This window comes from Lactiplantibacillus daowaiensis (genome assembly GCF_005405085.1).
Lineage (GTDB): Bacteria > Bacillota > Bacilli > Lactobacillales > Lactobacillaceae > Lactiplantibacillus > Lactiplantibacillus daowaiensis.
This window is the reverse complement of record NZ_BJDJ01000003.1, coordinates 1-15,072: the sequence shown is the minus strand read 5'-3', so window position 1 is coordinate 15,072 and position 15,072 is coordinate 1. Positions and strand designations below refer to the sequence as shown.

At 45.3% G+C, this 15,072-nt stretch carries 14 protein-coding genes and 4 tRNA genes; 3 read left to right on the top strand and 15 right to left on the bottom strand.

What is annotated here, in order from left to right:
- Positions 1-301: 301 nt before the first annotated feature.
- The gene (nadE, locus tag FFM75_RS02590; RefSeq protein WP_137627642.1) at positions 302-1,129 is read right to left on the bottom strand and encodes an ammonia-dependent NAD(+) synthetase; all 828 of its coding nucleotides are present in this window, start codon (positions 1,127-1,129) and stop codon (positions 302-304) included.
- Positions 1,130-1,143: 14 nt separating this feature from the next.
- On the bottom strand, positions 1,144-2,610 hold the full coding sequence (locus FFM75_RS02585; RefSeq protein WP_137627641.1) for a nicotinate phosphoribosyltransferase: 1,467 nt from the start codon (positions 2,608-2,610) through the stop codon (positions 1,144-1,146).
- A 160-nt stretch (positions 2,611-2,770) separates the two neighbouring features.
- Here FFM75_RS02585 and FFM75_RS02580 point away from each other — a divergent pair, with 160 nt between their 5' ends.
- Both FFM75_RS02580 and FFM75_RS02575 read left to right on the top strand, forming a co-directional pair.
- Positions 2,771-3,505: a WecB/TagA/CpsF family glycosyltransferase gene (locus FFM75_RS02580; RefSeq protein ID WP_137627640.1), complete on the top strand. Its 735-nt coding sequence runs from the start codon at positions 2,771-2,773 to the stop codon at positions 3,503-3,505.
- 130 nt (positions 3,506-3,635) lie between these two features.
- Positions 3,636-3,869 carry a hypothetical protein gene (locus FFM75_RS02575; protein ID WP_137627639.1) on the top strand — a complete coding sequence of 78 codons (234 nt, stop codon included), beginning with the start codon at positions 3,636-3,638 and terminating at the stop codon, positions 3,867-3,869.
- 61 nt (positions 3,870-3,930) lie between these two features.
- Here the strand turns inward: FFM75_RS02575 and FFM75_RS02570 are convergent, their stop codons facing one another.
- From FFM75_RS02570 to proC, 3 genes are all read right to left on the bottom strand, one after another.
- The gene (locus FFM75_RS02570; RefSeq protein ID WP_137627638.1) at positions 3,931-4,632 is read right to left on the bottom strand and encodes a GntR family transcriptional regulator; all 702 of its coding nucleotides are present in this window, start codon (positions 4,630-4,632) and stop codon (positions 3,931-3,933) included.
- 23 nt (positions 4,633-4,655) lie between these two features.
- The gene (gene nagA, locus FFM75_RS02565) at positions 4,656-5,795 is read right to left on the bottom strand and encodes an N-acetylglucosamine-6-phosphate deacetylase (RefSeq protein ID WP_137627637.1); all 1,140 of its coding nucleotides are present in this window, start codon (positions 5,793-5,795) and stop codon (positions 4,656-4,658) included.
- 140 nt (positions 5,796-5,935) lie between these two features.
- Entirely contained in the window at positions 5,936-6,727 is a 792-nt protein-coding gene (gene proC, locus FFM75_RS02560; RefSeq protein ID WP_137627636.1) for a pyrroline-5-carboxylate reductase, read from the bottom strand.
- A 249-nt stretch (positions 6,728-6,976) separates the two neighbouring features.
- Between proC and FFM75_RS02555 the strand changes: the two genes are divergently transcribed.
- Entirely contained in the window at positions 6,977-7,468 is a 492-nt protein-coding gene (locus FFM75_RS02555; protein WP_137627635.1) for a GNAT family N-acetyltransferase, read from the top strand.
- A 55-nt stretch (positions 7,469-7,523) separates the two neighbouring features.
- Here FFM75_RS02555 and FFM75_RS02550 read toward each other — a convergent pair whose 3' ends face one another.
- The 10 genes from FFM75_RS02550 to FFM75_RS02505 form a co-directional block, all read right to left on the bottom strand.
- Positions 7,524-8,051: a hypothetical protein gene (locus FFM75_RS02550; protein WP_137627634.1), complete on the bottom strand. Its 528-nt coding sequence runs from the start codon at positions 8,049-8,051 to the stop codon at positions 7,524-7,526.
- Between the two features lie 26 nt (positions 8,052-8,077).
- Positions 8,078-9,046, bottom strand: coding sequence for a helix-turn-helix transcriptional regulator (locus FFM75_RS02545; protein ID WP_137627633.1), 969 nt, complete (start codon positions 9,044-9,046; stop codon positions 8,078-8,080).
- Positions 9,047-9,125: 79 nt separating this feature from the next.
- A complete protein-coding gene (locus tag FFM75_RS02540; protein ID WP_137627632.1) occupies positions 9,126-10,322 on the bottom strand; it encodes a hypothetical protein in 1,197 nt (398 codons plus the stop codon).
- Between the two features lie 235 nt (positions 10,323-10,557).
- Positions 10,558-11,496, bottom strand: coding sequence for a helix-turn-helix transcriptional regulator (locus FFM75_RS02535; RefSeq protein ID WP_137627631.1), 939 nt, complete (start codon positions 11,494-11,496; stop codon positions 10,558-10,560).
- A 166-nt stretch (positions 11,497-11,662) separates the two neighbouring features.
- A tRNA-Gln gene (locus tag FFM75_RS02530) sits at positions 11,663-11,734 on the bottom strand.
- A 10-nt stretch (positions 11,735-11,744) separates the two neighbouring features.
- Positions 11,745-11,827: transfer RNA gene (locus FFM75_RS02525), tRNA-Tyr, on the bottom strand.
- 57 nt (positions 11,828-11,884) lie between these two features.
- Complete coding sequence (locus tag FFM75_RS02520) at positions 11,885-12,730, bottom strand: metallophosphoesterase (RefSeq protein ID WP_137627630.1); 846 nt, start codon at positions 12,728-12,730, stop codon at positions 11,885-11,887.
- Between the two features lie 77 nt (positions 12,731-12,807).
- A complete protein-coding gene (locus FFM75_RS02515; RefSeq protein ID WP_137627629.1) occupies positions 12,808-14,280 on the bottom strand; it encodes a peptide MFS transporter in 1,473 nt (490 codons plus the stop codon).
- A gap of 516 nt (positions 14,281-14,796) precedes the next feature.
- Positions 14,797-14,869: transfer RNA gene (locus FFM75_RS02510), tRNA-Thr, on the bottom strand.
- Positions 14,870-14,916: 47 nt separating this feature from the next.
- Positions 14,917-14,989, bottom strand: a tRNA-Asn gene (locus FFM75_RS02505).
- Positions 14,990-15,072 lie beyond the last annotated feature (83 nt).

The window sequence follows — 15,072 nt, the reverse complement described above, 5'->3', positions numbered from 1 at the left end:
CCCCGCATCTGAGTCTCATCTTCTAGATATAGAAAATGAGACTCATGTATGCACGCAAAAATGTGAACATACATAAGTCTCACTATTTAAGACAACACCGGATTGGCTTCTTGCTGACGACATTGCCGCAGGTTTACCTGCTAGTTACTCCCTTATGATTGTACCGTTAGTATAACGGATAACCCTAATCCTGTCTACTCATATCGACCTAGATTTAGTTGATATCAATCTGTTAACTACCTAATCAATCGCCATCTAAAAAACGACTGGTCACTTAAATATGACCAGTCGCCCATGTAATTTATTTCCAAAAATCATCAAAGACACTGATGGCGGCATGCCGTTTATGCGCCGTCTTCAAATACCATGCTTCGATTTTTTCAGCGGCATCATCAGCAATCGTTTTACCTTCGAGGTAATCATCGATATCATCATAATGCACGCCTAACGCCACTTCATCAGGTAAAGCTGGCCGATCTTCTTCCAAGTCAGCGGTTGGGACCTTCTTGTAAAGGTGTTCTGGTGCATTTAGTTCAGCTAACATCGCCCGACCTTGACGTTTATCTAACCGATACAATGGCACGATATCGGCACCACCATCACCGTACTTCGTGTAAAAACCGGTCACGGCTTCGGCCGCATGGTCGGTCCCAACAACCGCACCATGGCGTTCACCAGCGATCCCATATTGGACGATCATCCGTTGCCGGGCCTTAATATTACCCTTATTGAAGTCATGGACCGTTAAGTCATTGGCTTCTAAAGCAGCAACCATCGCGTCAGTGGCGCCCTTAATATCGACACGGTCAACGACATCCGCTTGCATGAACTTAATCGCGTCCATGGCATCGGCTTCGTCAGCCTGGTCACCATAAGGCAAACGCACGGCGATAAATTGATACTCAGCATCGCCGGTTTCTTGGCGCACTTCAGCAATCGCCATTTGGGTCAATTTACCAGCTAAGGTTGAATCTTGGCCACCCGAAATGCCTAAGACATAGGTCTTTAAAAAGGTATTCTTCTTAAGATAGGCTTTTAAAAAGTCGATACTGCGCCGAATCTCAGTTTGAGGATCGATCGATGGCGCAACGTGTAACGCATTAATAATTTCAGTTTGTAGTGGCCGCATACGGCAAATTCCTCCTAATAATCCTTCTTGCTTACCCAATCGCGTACAGAATGAATGATATTCATCTTGTGATCGTAGAGTTTTTGTGACAAATCAACCGGGTAATCTTGTGGATTTAAGTCCCGTTTGTATTCATCCCATAGTGAATCTAAACTCTCATAGGCATATTGCTTAATCTCATCTAATGCTGGTAAGTCATAAACTTGCTGCCCGTGGTCATAAATTGGGGTTAAGACCGGTCGGGCATCAAAGTCACTGACCGTTTTGTTGATATACATGTAACTTGGGTGGAACATGTAGATTGATTCTTCATTGCGTGGATCTTCATCATACAAGGTGACGTAATCCCCTTCTGATTTTGCATCCGCGCGTTTAGTAATCCGCCAAACTTGCTTACGACCTGGCGTTGAGACCTTTTCAGCATTATTGGACAATTTAATGGTATCGACCATTTTACCGTGATCATCTTCAATCGAGACCATCTTATAAACTGCCCCTAGTGCCGGTTGGTCAAAAGCTGTAATCAGCTTAGTCCCAACACCCCAAACACTGATTTTGGCCCCTTGCATCTTCAAGTTTTGAATCGTTTTTTCGTCTAAATCATTGGAAGCGTAAATCTTGGCATCAGGGAAGCCCGCTTCATCCAGTTGTTCACGCACCCGCTTAGACAAGTAAGCCATGTCACCACTATCAATGCGGACTCCTTGGAAATTGATTTTGTCGCCCATTTCTTTAGCCACTTTAATGGCACTCGGTACCCCACTACGCAACGTGTCATACGTATCTACTAAGAAGACACAGTCATGATGCGTTTCGGCATACGCTTTAAAGGCATCATAATCATTACGGTAAGTTTGAACTAACGCATGCGCATGGGTCCCACTGATGGGAATTCCAAAAATTTTACCGGCACGCACATTACTGGTCGCATCAAAGCCTCCAATATAGGCCGCCCGGGTGCCCCAAATCGCGGCATCAAATTCTTGCGCCCGCCGCGTCCCAAATTCAAGTAGCCCGTCTTCACCGACCACTGACTTGATCCGCGCAGCCTTAGTGGCAATCAAAGTTTGATAATTAATAATATTTAAGATCGCCGTTTCAATCAACTGGCAAGTCGCTAGTGACCCTTCCACTTGCATCAAGGGCTCATTATTGAAGACCAAGTCCCCTTCACGCGCCGAGCGAATGGTGGCATCAAATTTAAAGTTTTTGAGATAATCTAAAAAGCCGTCCGAATAAGCTTGCGATTCACGTAAATACGCGATATCACTATCCGTGAAGTGCAAATTATTGATATAATTAACTACTCGCTCGAGACCAGCAAAAATGGCATAGCCATTTTGGAACGGCATCTTCCGAAAGAAGACTTCAAAAACCGCGTGGCGGTTGTGAATGCCTTGTTCCCAATAAGTTTGCATCATGTTGATCTGATAAGCATCCGTATGCAAGGTAAAACTATCATCCGGATAGATTTGAGTCATGAGTTTAATTCTCCATTTCGTAAGTTCTGAACATTACGTTCAATAAAGTTAAGCCTATTCTATCATTTTTCACCAAGTGAGTGAGTGTAAGCACTTGAAAAAGTTGTAAAAAACCTAATTTAACTGCATTTTACGATAAAAAACGAAAGTGAGACCGCCTATGTCAGCCCCTTTTACTACTGTGTCAATCTTAAACGTCCCGTTTATTAACACCACTAACACTGCGTTCGTACAACAATTACAAGCCGATATTTTAGCGCATCGCAACCGCTTTGTCGTCACGGCAAACCCGGAAATCTTAATGTACGCCCGCGAACATCCTGAGTATCAAGAAGTATTGCAACAAGCTGATTACATCACCCCCGATGGCATCGGCGTGATCCAAGGCGCCCAAATTCTGGGCACGCCGTTACCGGAACGGATCACCGGTTATGATACGTTATTAAGCTTGCTGACTTGGGGCGCTGAACACCAACAGCGCGTCTTTCTACTCGGGGCGAAACCAGCTGTTTTAAAACAAGTCGTGGCAACAGTCAAACAGTCGTATCCCAACCTCGTCATTGCGGGCGCCTTAGATGGCTACTTTCAAGATGAAGCCGCCGTCGTCGATCAAATTGCGGCTGCGAAACCCGATATGATCTTTATTGCCACCGGCTTTCCGAAGCAAGAATTCTTCATTGCGAAATATCGCCACCGCGTTGATGGCCTTTGGATGGGCGTTGGTGGTAGCTTTGACGTCTTAGCTGGCGCCGTTAAACGGGCCCCACGGTTTTGGCAGCAGCACCATATCGAATGGTTATATCGTTTGATTCAAGAACCGAGTCGCTTCAAGCGCATGCTCGTCTTACCGCGTTACCTACATTTGGTTAAAAAGATTGCCAAACACCAAGCTTGATTGCTGGCCGACGCCACTGACATCGGCTTTTTTGATTGTTTTTTCGACCAACTCCCATACGAACCTTCCGATTACCCGGTCTTTAGTGGTCCGCCGTAAACTAGCGGCAAGCAGAGAGGAGTTGGTCACAATGACCACATTTGTTATCTTAGCAAGTTTGTTGTTGGTGTTGCCAAATCACTGGCAGGATCAGCTCATGCAGCGCTTTGGTTACGAGCGTTATTGGATCATGACCCCGATCTTCTTAGGCATGCTTGGTCTCGTCTGGCATGCTGCTCCCCCAGTAGCCCCCTTAATGGCAATCTTGCTGATCACCGCGCTTTGGTTAGATGTCCGACGCCTTAGCAAGTTGCGTCATCATTAAACACAAAAGGTCCTGCTCAATTGACAACTACGCCATTGAACAGGACCTTCGTGTTTAAAATTTATTTTTCTAAATAAAATTCAAAGCGATTGCCGACATATTGGGTCCGAACATATTCGAACGGATCCCCCGTTTGTAGATATGAAATCTGCCGTAACCGCAAGAGCGCATCGCCCCGCCGAACGGACAAATATTCCGCAATTCGTTCCGAAGCTGACATCGCCGAGACCGTTTGTTGGGCTTTGCCCGGGATTAACCCGGCTTTTTCTTCCAACGTCCGATACAACGAACTCGTCACTTCATCTTTGGTAAATTGCTTAACTAACCGTTCTGGGACCGTGGCGACTTCAAAACAAATCGGCACATCGTCCCCATAACGAATCCGTTCCATCCGTAAAACTTGTTCGTTAGGCTTTAAGGCCAACTTTTCGCTTTCAGATAGTGATGGACTCGTCACGTGGTAAGAAATCGTTTTGCTAGATGGGACTTTACCTTGGGCCAGCATTAAATCGGTAAAACTGGTGACCCCAGACATCTTTTCCTGCACTTTTTGATTGGCAACAAAGGTGCCGGCGCCGACTCGCCGTTCTAGTATCCCTTCATCAACCAACGTTTGAATCGCTTGGCGTAATGTCATTCGACTCACATCAAATTGACCAGCTAGTTCCCGTTCGGAAGGAATCCGATCACCGACCGTCCAGCGACCAGCTTCAATGGCTTGTTTAATTTGGTTGTGAATTTGAATATAAATTGGCGAACTCATTGGTACTCATCCCTTACTTCTAATTATTTAGCTGTGGCTTTTTTACCATAACTGTAAGTTGCAACCAAGTCTTGGTTACCATCTAAAATGTTGATGTCAGCATCTTTGCCGGCTTCAAGTGTCCCTTTGCTAGTCAACCCAAATTCGCGGGCTTGGTTAACAGCGGACATCTTAACGGCTTCAAAAATCCCACAGCCAGTGAATTTCTGAATATTCTTAAAGGCGTTGATATAAGTTAAAACAGAACCAGCTAAGTTACCTTCTTCAAGACGGGCTTGGCCATCTTTGACGATCACTTTTTGGCCACCTAATTCACTAATACCATCAGGTTCACCTTTGGCACGCATTGAGTCGGTCACTAATTCGATCCGATCAACACCTTTTTGTTCATAAGCTAATTTGATCATGTCAGGTACGATATGGAACCCGTCACAAATCAATTCACAGTACATGTTGTTTTCAAGCATGGCATGCCCAGTCACCCCTGGTTCACGGTGCTTGAATTCACGTTGTGCATTGTATAAATGGGTCACGTGAGTCGCTTTACTTGCTAAGAGTTGTTCCCGGGTCGCATTACTGTGACCAACTGAAGGCACGATGTCGTTTTCTAAGCAATACTTTTCGAATTCACGCGAACCAGGATCTTCAGGAGCATAGGTAATTAATCTAACGCGGCCGCCCGAAAGTTTGTTCCAGTTATCAAGTAAGTCAACATTAGGGTTCTTGATGTACTTTTCAGGTTGAGCCCCTTTAAAGGTTGCTGAGATAAATGGGCCTTCCAAATGGACCCCTTGAATTACTGGGTTTTCTTGTGCAGCTTTGTTAATCCCTTCCATGGAATGATCCAAGTTTTCGTTGGATTGGGTCATGGTTGTACAGAAGTATGATGTAATCCCTTCACGGGCCACCATGTCGTTGACCATTTCATTAATTTCGGCTGGATTACCATCCATTGAATCAAAACTATAACCACCGTGGCTATGCACATCGATAAAACCAGGAACGATCGTCTTACCACTGACGAATTCGATATCATCGTCTGGTTGGGCGACATATTCGTCCATTGGACCAACCGCTTCAATTTCCTTACCGAAACGGATATAGCCGTCATCGATCTTTTCTAGACCAGTATAGATGATGGCATGTTTTAACACTTTGCTCATGAATAATTCCTCCTTGGATTTACTGGTTATATTATAATCGGTATAGACCAACTTTGCAACCATAAAAACAAGCGTGCGCAGCCAATCAAGTTACGTTTGGCCGCACCCGTTTCAACTATTCAGTCATTCTAGCCGTTTAATTATTCGCCCAGTTCCTTGGTAATCGTCGCATCGATGCCTTTAACGACTGCTGTCATAAAGCCAGCTTCTTCCATGGCTAATAACCCAGCCACCGTGGTCCCACCTGGTGACGAAACTTGATCAATCAGGTCAAATGGGATCTTATCTGAAGCTAAGACCATTTTGGCACTCCCCAAAGTCGCTTGGGCCGCAATCTTCGTCGCGGTCGCTTTATCTAACCCATGTTTCACACCAGCGCGCGCCATCGCATCAATGAAAAAGTACACGTAGGCTGGTGAACTCCCAGCTAATGCCGAAAAGGTACTGAAATCTTTTTCGGCTACTTCACTAGTTTCACCGATTGCATCGAATAAGTGTTGCCCCGCAGCATATTGGTCAGCCGTCAATTCGTCGTTGCCGACTAAGGCCGTCATCCCAGCGCCAATGGCCACGTTCACATTTGGCATGATCCGTAAGATTGGCATCGCCCCAACCACCGTTTCGTAATCAGCCAAGTCAATCCCTGACACCATCGTGATGACCCATTTTCCCGCAGTCATTGCTGGTTGGACACTCTTAAGCACATGTAACGCAATGTTCGGCTTAACGGCTAACACAATCACATCAGCGGCTTCCGCGACCGCAATATTTGAGTCAACGGCATTTAGCCCATTGGCTTGCGCATAAGGTTCATAGCTCGCCGCATGGGCACTATGAATGTACAAATCTGCTGGGGCAACGGTTTTGGTTTTTAACCAACCGTCGATAATTGCCCGCCCCATGTTTCCGGCACCAATAAATCCAATTTTCATTAATAAATCGCTCCTTTAATCTAACCAATTAATTATGGTGAGTTAATTTAGGTCATTCAATCGCAAAGGGTTGCCCCTCATGATTTAAGCTACCCCTACTATACCAATAGTTTCGATAAATTTCACAAAATTAAAATTATTTTGCGGCCGATTCATGCCCATGCCAGCTGTTTATTTTACTAATCGGCGTTAGTTAGGCTAGAATTAAGAGGTGACATCCTTTCAAACTTAAGAATTCGAGGTTTTATCATGACAATGACTTTTGCCCCCGCACAAGCAGCGGACTTAACTGAAATTATGGCGATTGAGCAAGCTGGCTTCACGCCTGACGAAGCCGCTAGTGAAACGAGCATGGCCCAACGGATCGCAACCATTAGTGACACCTTTATCGTGGCTAAAGACGATCAAGGTCATGTTGCTGGCTATATCGTTGGTCCAGCCAGTGACGCCCGCTACATCACCGACGATCTATTTGCGGCCGTGACCCCAAATGTCGCCACGGCTAACTACCAAACCGTCCTCAGCTTAGCGGTCGCCCCCAACACCCAAGGTAGTGGGCTGGGCAGTCAATTATTAGCTGAATTGGCACGGGTTGCCAAGGCGCAACATCGCGCTGGTATCACGTTAACTTGTTTGCAACGACTCGTCCCATTTTATGAAAAGAATGGCTATACGAACGAAGGCCAGGCCGATTCTGATCATGCTGGTGAAGTTTGGTATAACTTAGTTAAATTGTTTTAATTAAATAGGCAGTCCCAATCACGATTAGTGGTCAGGGCTGCCTGTTTATTTGACTTTAATCTACTTTCATCTGAAAGTGAGTCGCAATCTTTTTATTGGGGTAATAGTAAACATAATAGCGTGGTTTTGTTAGGTCTATTGCACATTCTAGCACCCGAATTGATTTACCTTTATATCGCTTGCTTATAACTTTATAGTAACCACCAAGTTCCAACGTCACCGTATTATTCCACCAGCCTACTTTTGTAAAACCCTGTTTCTTCACAGCGTATAACCAAAGGTGCTTACTCGTTTTGCTACCTGAAAATGGGGCCTTGTGTGCATGTAATGGTGCCAAACCGCCTAGTTTAGTCGCGACATTAGCTTGCCATGCAAATCCCTTCTTGGTAAACCGTACTGCATGATAATGATGCTTCTTTCCATACTGTGTTCGGTTATACCAAGTCCCCCGAATCGACTTCGGAAAAGTCGCCAAAGTCGTCTTTGCTTGTGCTTGCATTGTAGTGGCCGGCGTTATCGTCAACCCAACCGTCCCGACCGTGGTCACAACAATGACCGCACCCACTAATTTTGTCACTTTCATCTTTACCCCTCCAAATAAGTTAAGACCTAATTTTTTAAATCCGTCGCCGGTACTGGATAAAACCGTAAGGCGCGCGTCAGTTCTTGACGGACGGTCTCGACCAGTCGTGGCGGTGTCAGGACTTGCACTTGCGAGCCTTGACTGAGTAGCCACAATAACGTGCCTTGTTCAAACGAGTCCGCCCGAATCGCCACGCTGCCATCCGCATAACGTTTAACGATTTTTGAATGTGGCAAGCGATCGAGGGCCGTTTGTGGGTGGGCCCAGTAGCGGAACGTATACGTCAACTCATCGCCACCACTCAATAAATAAGTCTTATTGGTAAACTCGCCGGCATCTAATTTACGGTCATAACGTAGCTTCAACTTTTTAGTGGTCGTTGGCGCGACCGTTTCAAAGCGATCGACCCGATAGACCACGTGCACATCTTGCGCTGTATAGATGACCGCATAAAAATAGAAATCCGCAAAATAAAGGCTCACTGGCAAGCCCTGACCAGTTTTCAACTTGCCAGCAACGCTATTTCGATAAGTAAAACTTAACGTCGTTTTGGCATCGATCCATTGGGCCATTTGTTTTAGCCGTGGCAACAAAGCCGTCCCAGTCCCAACTGGTAAATACTTCACCAAGCTTGGCGTCAGCATTTTTTGCACTAAGCTTTGTTCTGTCGGTGACAACAAAGCCAACTGTTGGGTGATGATCAATTGCAGTTCCGTCGCGTTCAACGAGCGCGTCCCGACTAAAATCTTCAACAAGGCCAAGACTGTATCGACTTGAACCTGACTCGGATGGGTCAACGTATACTGTTTAGTTGAACGCTGATAGTCGAGACTGTAACCTAGGTCGCTAGCCGCTAGTAAATCGCGAATACTAGCTAAGTCACGTTGCATCGTCCGCGCCGTCACTTGATATTCCGTCGCCAAAGCGGTCATCCCGACAGCTTTTCCCCGCAATAATCGAATAAAAGTTTTGATAATGCGTTCATTACTGTTCATTTTGGCCCCTCACTTATTCATAATTTGGTTTGATCAACCTAATTGGTCCTATGTAGTCGCCCAGCATTTGGGCGTTAACTTACTTGGTCATCGCTAAGGTCGTCACTAAGGTATTAAATGACAATTCCATCGCTGCTTTACTCGTTGGCTGTTGGATTTTAAAGACCGTTTCTAGTGGTGTCGCCGTCGTTTGTGGCGTTGGTAGGCGGCGAAACCCTTGTAACTGTCCCCGATTAAACCGTAGCCGGTCAGCAGTCCCACAGCCGACAAGTTGGCGGGTCCGGCGCTGAATCGTCCATGAACGCTGATAAGCTTGTTTTAATAGCGCCGCTGAAAAGGCTCGCGCGGTAGCTTGTACGACAACTTGTGGCTCATAATACACACCCGTTAAAACTGGCAAGACGACTGCCGCTGGAATCACTGCTGAAACTGGTCGGGTCATCGCTGGTTGCCAATAGCGATATTGGCCAAGCTGCGTCGTTGTCATTGGTAATACCGGGCCAGTCATTAAGTTTGTTAAATCAGCGACCGTTTGCATCGTCTGGGGGACACTCGTCTGCCATTGCTCATAACACAATTGCGCTTGTGTTAGCGTCGCTGCTGGCAGCAAGGGGTGCCCGAGTAAAATCGTCACTAACGCTGCCGGGTCTAATCCGAGCTGAAGTCCGACTAAAGCTGCGCCTAAATCAGCTAATGACAAACCGGTCAATAATAATTGGCCTTGGTCATTATGAATCGCAAATTGCACTACCGGCAAACTTAGCTGCGGTTCAAAATTGGCTTGCCGGCGTAACACGATCTGACGATGGTCGTCAATCACCATCGAAGCTTGCTGATTATCGTATGGCCCTAGTTGCATCACATCTGGTACTAGTTGGGCCGCCAAATCAGCAAGTAGGGTCTGCTCGTGTGTAACGGTCCAACATGCCGTTGGTACCACTTGAACACCCGTAACCGTTAGTCCCCGTCGTTGCGCTTGCTGGATGATGGTAGCAGTTGTAGCCAGCGTCACGGCAGTTACCCGCGTTGGCGTCTGTAGCCAGGCCATTAATTGCGCACCAAACATGGGCTCTGCAACATTAGTTAAACAAACTTGGGCTTGCGCATCGTGAACTTGTAGCCGATTGATCGTTTGCGTCAATCGCCGCGGCGCCGGTGACAATAGCGTCATCGGGCCACTAGGATCAATGAGCTCGGCGTCACTATATCGATACCGCTGATAAGTTACCGTTAACTGCTGAGTTGCCAGTGCCTGATTAATTGCTGCTGCTTTCATCGACCGGGACCTGCCTTTCCTGAACTGATGCCATATTCTAGCATAGTGATGCGACACCTGATGTCGTTTTAGCGACCGAGTTGAAAAAAGTTTAAAAAAATTTCAAGCCGCCGCATTTAACGCTAATCAGGGCATCAAATGTGCAGACTAGCGACCGGCAACTACCACCAGTCGTCCCTTTATTTTTCAGCGCAACGAAAAAAGCCAGTGATTTCAAAATTGAAATCACTGGCTTTTATTGATAGCGCGCAAGGGCGGCTGTATAGGTCTCTTTGACACGGTCAATGAGCGATGGTGGCGAAATGATCTGTAAAGATGGCCCCTGGCTTAAAATCCACAACAACGCCCCTTGTTCAAAGGACTCTGCTTCAATTAAAACACTGCCATCCGCATAGGCCTTAATGAGGCGCGAATGTGGGAGCTTATCTAAAGCCGTCTGTGGATGGGCCCAGTAGCGGAACCGATAAACCACATCGTTACCACCATGCGTCAGATATGTTTTGTTATTAAAGACCCCTTCATCTAATTTACGTTGATAATCTAAATGGATTTTATCCGTATCAGCAAGTTTAATCGTGACAAATCGGTCTAACCGATAGACTCGATGCGGATTAGTCGTATTGTACATCACGATATAAAAGTAAAACGTATCAAAATATAAACTAATCGGGAGGCCAGTTTCTTGTCGCATGCCCGTATCAGCATGTTGATATTGAAACGTTAACGTGGTTTTCGTCTCAATCCAGTCCGCAAACTGTTGTAATTTTGGTAGCAAGGCTTGTTTACCAGCATCAACAGCCACATATTGATTAATCGTTGTCGCACAGAGTTTTTTGGTCTGACTGCGCTCAGCGGGAGCTAACAAACTTAGTAATTGAGTCAACAACTGATCGATTTCAGTTGATCCGAGGGCCCGCGTCCCCAACACCATCTTCAAAATCGCTAATACCATCACTGGTTGCACTTGATTGGTCGCGGTCAACGCGTAAGAATGGCCGCTACGCTGATAAGTATAAGGTAACTCATTTTTCGCTAACAAATCACGCAAACTACGTAAATCACGTTGAACCGTTCGCGCCGTCACCTGATACTTCAGCGCCAAGTCTTCTGCAGTTAACGCTTCACCGCGCAATAAATCAAGTAAGACATTAATCACACGCTCCGTATTGGTCATCGCCACACCTCCTCACAATTTGGGTTGATTATGCTAATATCATAGCACTTATCTGACAAATTATGTCGGGTAACTCCGGGGCCGGATAAATCCCTGAGATTAATATAAATTCAAAATTTGCGCATGAAAACACAAAAAAACAGCCACCGTAGTGACTGTTCGTTAGTTGGGCTAGCTGGGTTCGAACCAGCGCATGACAGGATCAAAACCTGTTGCCTTACCACTTGGCTATAGCCCAATAATAAAAATGGAGGGGAGTGGATTCGAACCACCGAACCCGAAGGAGCGGATTTACAGTCCGCCGCGTTTAGCCAGACTTCGCTACCCCTCCATGAATCATTCAACTATATTAGAATACATAATTTTGAATAAAAAATCAAGCCTTTTTTCAAACTTTTTTGATTTTTTTTGGCAAATCCAGTAAAAACGTTTCCAATTGCCATTCAGCCATGAAGTTATCAGTCTGCCATTCATTGAGTCGTTGGCGGCCATAGCCCACTGCTTGATCATAATACGTCGTGACCCCAATGGTTCGTGGTGCGGGATGCAAATGAAGATGACCATACAAGACCTGTGCAACCTGATACTGATCAATCAAAGTTCCCAGTCGTGGCGTCCCCATTAAGGCGCGTGCCATCTCCCAGAAATGATGGCCATGCCCTAATGGGACGAAGTCCGCGCGGGGAACAAAATGCGTCATCAAGATCACTTGCTTGTGAGCTGCCTGTGCAGCGGCCAGTTGTGTCTCAATTTGTGTGAGGGCTAAAGTGGCTCGTTCAGGGTCGCTTAAAGGCTGCTTAATCGCCCGATCGATCCAAAATGCATATTTCCATTGTGCATAGTCCCGCGCGGTTTCTTTTCCTTGGCCTAGTGCAAATTGATAGTCATACCAACCATTGTTGCCAATGATACGCCAGTCCGTATTGGGAATATCCATAAACCGGTTGTGCAAGTAGCCATCAAAGGCCCCTTTTTCCAGCTCGTCAAAGCTAACCCCGTGGACCATGTCATGATTACCAGCCACCCATAAAACACGCGTCTGTGGCCCTAATAACGCTTGTAAATCAACAACGTACTGTTGACTACGTTGAAAGTCATTAAACAGATCACCCGCAATTAAGTACCATTGGACCTGATGGGCTAACAAGTACGCCGCTTGTTGCTGCATCATCACTGAAGCATCCACTCGATTAACATCAAAATGATTATCACTACTAAATGCGATCCGTACCATTGCTCGCCACTCCTTATTTTGCCCAAATAAAAAAGGTACATTATCATTACGATAACATACCTTTAAAATAATTACTGTTAACGAACCCCTTGCATAGCTTTCTTAATCCAAGGCACCATCAAGAAGAGGACAATCCCTAAAATAATACTTACGATCCCAATCGTTGCAAAGTATGGGACTTCGGTCTTCGTTGAGTAGAAACGCACGATTTGCGCGTTCAAGGCACTCCCAGCAGAGTCTGCTAAGAACCACATACTCATCATTTGTGACGCGAAGGCTTTTGGTGCTAATTTAGTCGTTACTGATAACCCAATTGGGGAAATCAACATTTCAGCAATTTCGACAACGGCCCAGCTCCCCACTAACCAAAGTGGACTAACCTTACCACCAGTACCAAAGAAGAAGCCTGGTGCAGCCATCACTAAGTAAGAAGCCCCAGCAAAGACTAACCCAACTGCAAACTTAGCAGGTGAACTAGGTTGCTTTTTACCCCATTTCGTCCATAACCAAACAAATGGTGTGGTATAGATCATGATGAATAATGGGTTTAAAACTTGGAAATCAGAAGCAGCTAAGTTCATGCCTAAGAAATGTAAGTTCGTCCGATCAGCGGCAAACAATGCCAAGACAGCTGAACCTTGTTCTTCAATCGCCCAGAATAAAGCAGCGGCGATAAATAATGGAATATAAGCGCGAACTCGTGAACGTTCTTGTGCGTTGGTCTTTTCAGACGTTAACATCAAGGTAAAGTAGGCAATTGGCGTCAAGATAACCAAGATACTGATCAACGTAATAATGTTAGCTAACGTCAACGCGTTCATTAATTTCATTAAGAGCAAGATCAAGCCTAAACCAACGACCCCAATCGCAACTCGGCGAAGGACTTTACTTAAGTCACCTGGTTCCAATGGATCAGTTGGGTAAAGACTAGCCGTACTCAAATTCTTTTTACCATCAAAGTAATATTGTAATAACCCGAAGAACATCCCAATCGCAGCTAAGGAGAAGCCTAAGTGGAAGTTAACGCCTAAACCAATCCGACCAACTAAGACCGGTGCGACTAAGGAACCTAAGTTAATCCCAAAGACGAAAATACTAAAGCCGGCATCACGACGCGTATCTTCAGCGGTGTAAAGTTGACCAACCATGTCTGAGACGTTAGGCTTCAACAACCCAGTCCCAATCACAATCAAGGCAATCGAAACGAATAAGGCACTGACGCCAAATGGTGTCGATAACACGATGTGACCAACCATGATCAAGATCCCACCAATAAAGACCGTCTTACGACTCCCCCAGACCCGGTCAGCTAAGAACCCACCAAGTACACTAGAGACGTAAACTAATGCTGAGTAAATCGACATAATTGATGCGGCAGTTCCTTGGTCAAAACCAAGTCCGCCTTTGGCCACGCTGTAATACATATAGAAAATTAACAGCGCACGCATCCCATAGTAACTGAATCGTTCCCACATTTCAGTGAAGAACAGGGTCCGTAACCCACGGGGTTGACCGAAGAACGATCGATCCAGTTTTTGTTCTTTATCCAATTGAATTTCCTCCAGACTGCATCAAACAGATCATACTTTTCGTTTAAAAGTAACAATATTTGTTTCTTAATTAAACATAATAACCATTATACTAGCCTTAATCTTATTCAACAATATCTTTAATTAATTTCTAATTTACAAGCCATAATACTTTTTTTATCTCATTTAATTAAATTAAATAAAAAGAGCTAAAAAACGCGAAAAATCAATCATCATAAGTAATGGGACCAACTTTATTAAGATACTTATGCCATGAACTTCTAATTTTAAATAAGAACTTAAAGTCAGGGTAATGGTTGCCTAAGATAATTATTAAGAGTCTGCCTAGACATTTCAGTAATCAAAATCGTCATAGTACCCAAACTTTTCCTTGTTATCACTGGCTAGTTTGGCTTGGTCATAAAGTATCAAAAAGCCCGTATACTCGATGACCATGTCCTGAGTATACGGGCTTTATTAAATTTAAAAGTTAATTACGTGTAAATAAAAAGGTGAGATTACATCTCACCTCACAAGTGCCGGCTACCAGAGTCGAACTGATGACCCTCGGTTTACGATACCGATGCTCTACCAACTGAGCTAAGCCGGCATATGATATAAAAAAGATGTCAACACCATGGGGGCTAACATCTGTCACTCCGACAGGCGGGCTCGAACCGTCGACATCTTGATTAACAGTCAAGCGCTCTACCAACTGAGCTATGTCGGAATATTCGCATGGCAACGTCCTACCCTCGCAGGGAGCGATCCCCCAACTACTATCGGCGCTAAGAAGCTTGACTTCTGTGTTCG

What these genes read in the sequence shown, in the direction of transcription:
- FFM75_RS02585 (WP_137627641.1), bottom strand. Translation starts at nt 2,610, where the DNA reads ATGACTCAAATCTATCCGGATGATAGTTTTACCTTGCATACGGATGCT.
- FFM75_RS02550 (WP_137627634.1), bottom strand. Translation starts at nt 8,051, where the DNA reads ATGAAAGTGACAAAATTAGTGGGTGCGGTCATTGTTGTGACCACGGTC.
- FFM75_RS02570 (WP_137627638.1), bottom strand. Translation starts at nt 4,632, where the DNA reads ATGAGTTCGCCAATTTATATTCAAATTCACAACCAAATTAAACAAGCC.
- FFM75_RS02520 (WP_137627630.1), bottom strand. Translation starts at nt 12,730, where the DNA reads ATGGTACGGATCGCATTTAGTAGTGATAATCATTTTGATGTTAATCGA.
- FFM75_RS02555 (WP_137627635.1), top strand. Translation starts at nt 6,977, where the DNA reads ATGACAATGACTTTTGCCCCCGCACAAGCAGCGGACTTAACTGAAATT.
- FFM75_RS02575 (WP_137627639.1), top strand. Translation starts at nt 3,636, where the DNA reads ATGACCACATTTGTTATCTTAGCAAGTTTGTTGTTGGTGTTGCCAAAT.
- FFM75_RS02580 (WP_137627640.1), top strand. Translation starts at nt 2,771, where the DNA reads ATGTCAGCCCCTTTTACTACTGTGTCAATCTTAAACGTCCCGTTTATT.
- nagA (WP_137627637.1), bottom strand. Translation starts at nt 5,795, where the DNA reads ATGAGCAAAGTGTTAAAACATGCCATCATCTATACTGGTCTAGAAAAG.
- FFM75_RS02535 (WP_137627631.1), bottom strand. Translation starts at nt 11,496, where the DNA reads ATGACCAATACGGAGCGTGTGATTAATGTCTTACTTGATTTATTGCGC.
- nadE (WP_137627642.1), bottom strand. Translation starts at nt 1,129, where the DNA reads ATGCGGCCACTACAAACTGAAATTATTAATGCGTTACACGTTGCGCCA.
- FFM75_RS02540 (WP_137627632.1), bottom strand. Translation starts at nt 10,322, where the DNA reads ATGAAAGCAGCAGCAATTAATCAGGCACTGGCAACTCAGCAGTTAACG.
- proC (WP_137627636.1), bottom strand. Translation starts at nt 6,727, where the DNA reads ATGAAAATTGGATTTATTGGTGCCGGAAACATGGGGCGGGCAATTATC.
- FFM75_RS02545 (WP_137627633.1), bottom strand. Translation starts at nt 9,046, where the DNA reads ATGAACAGTAATGAACGCATTATCAAAACTTTTATTCGATTATTGCGG.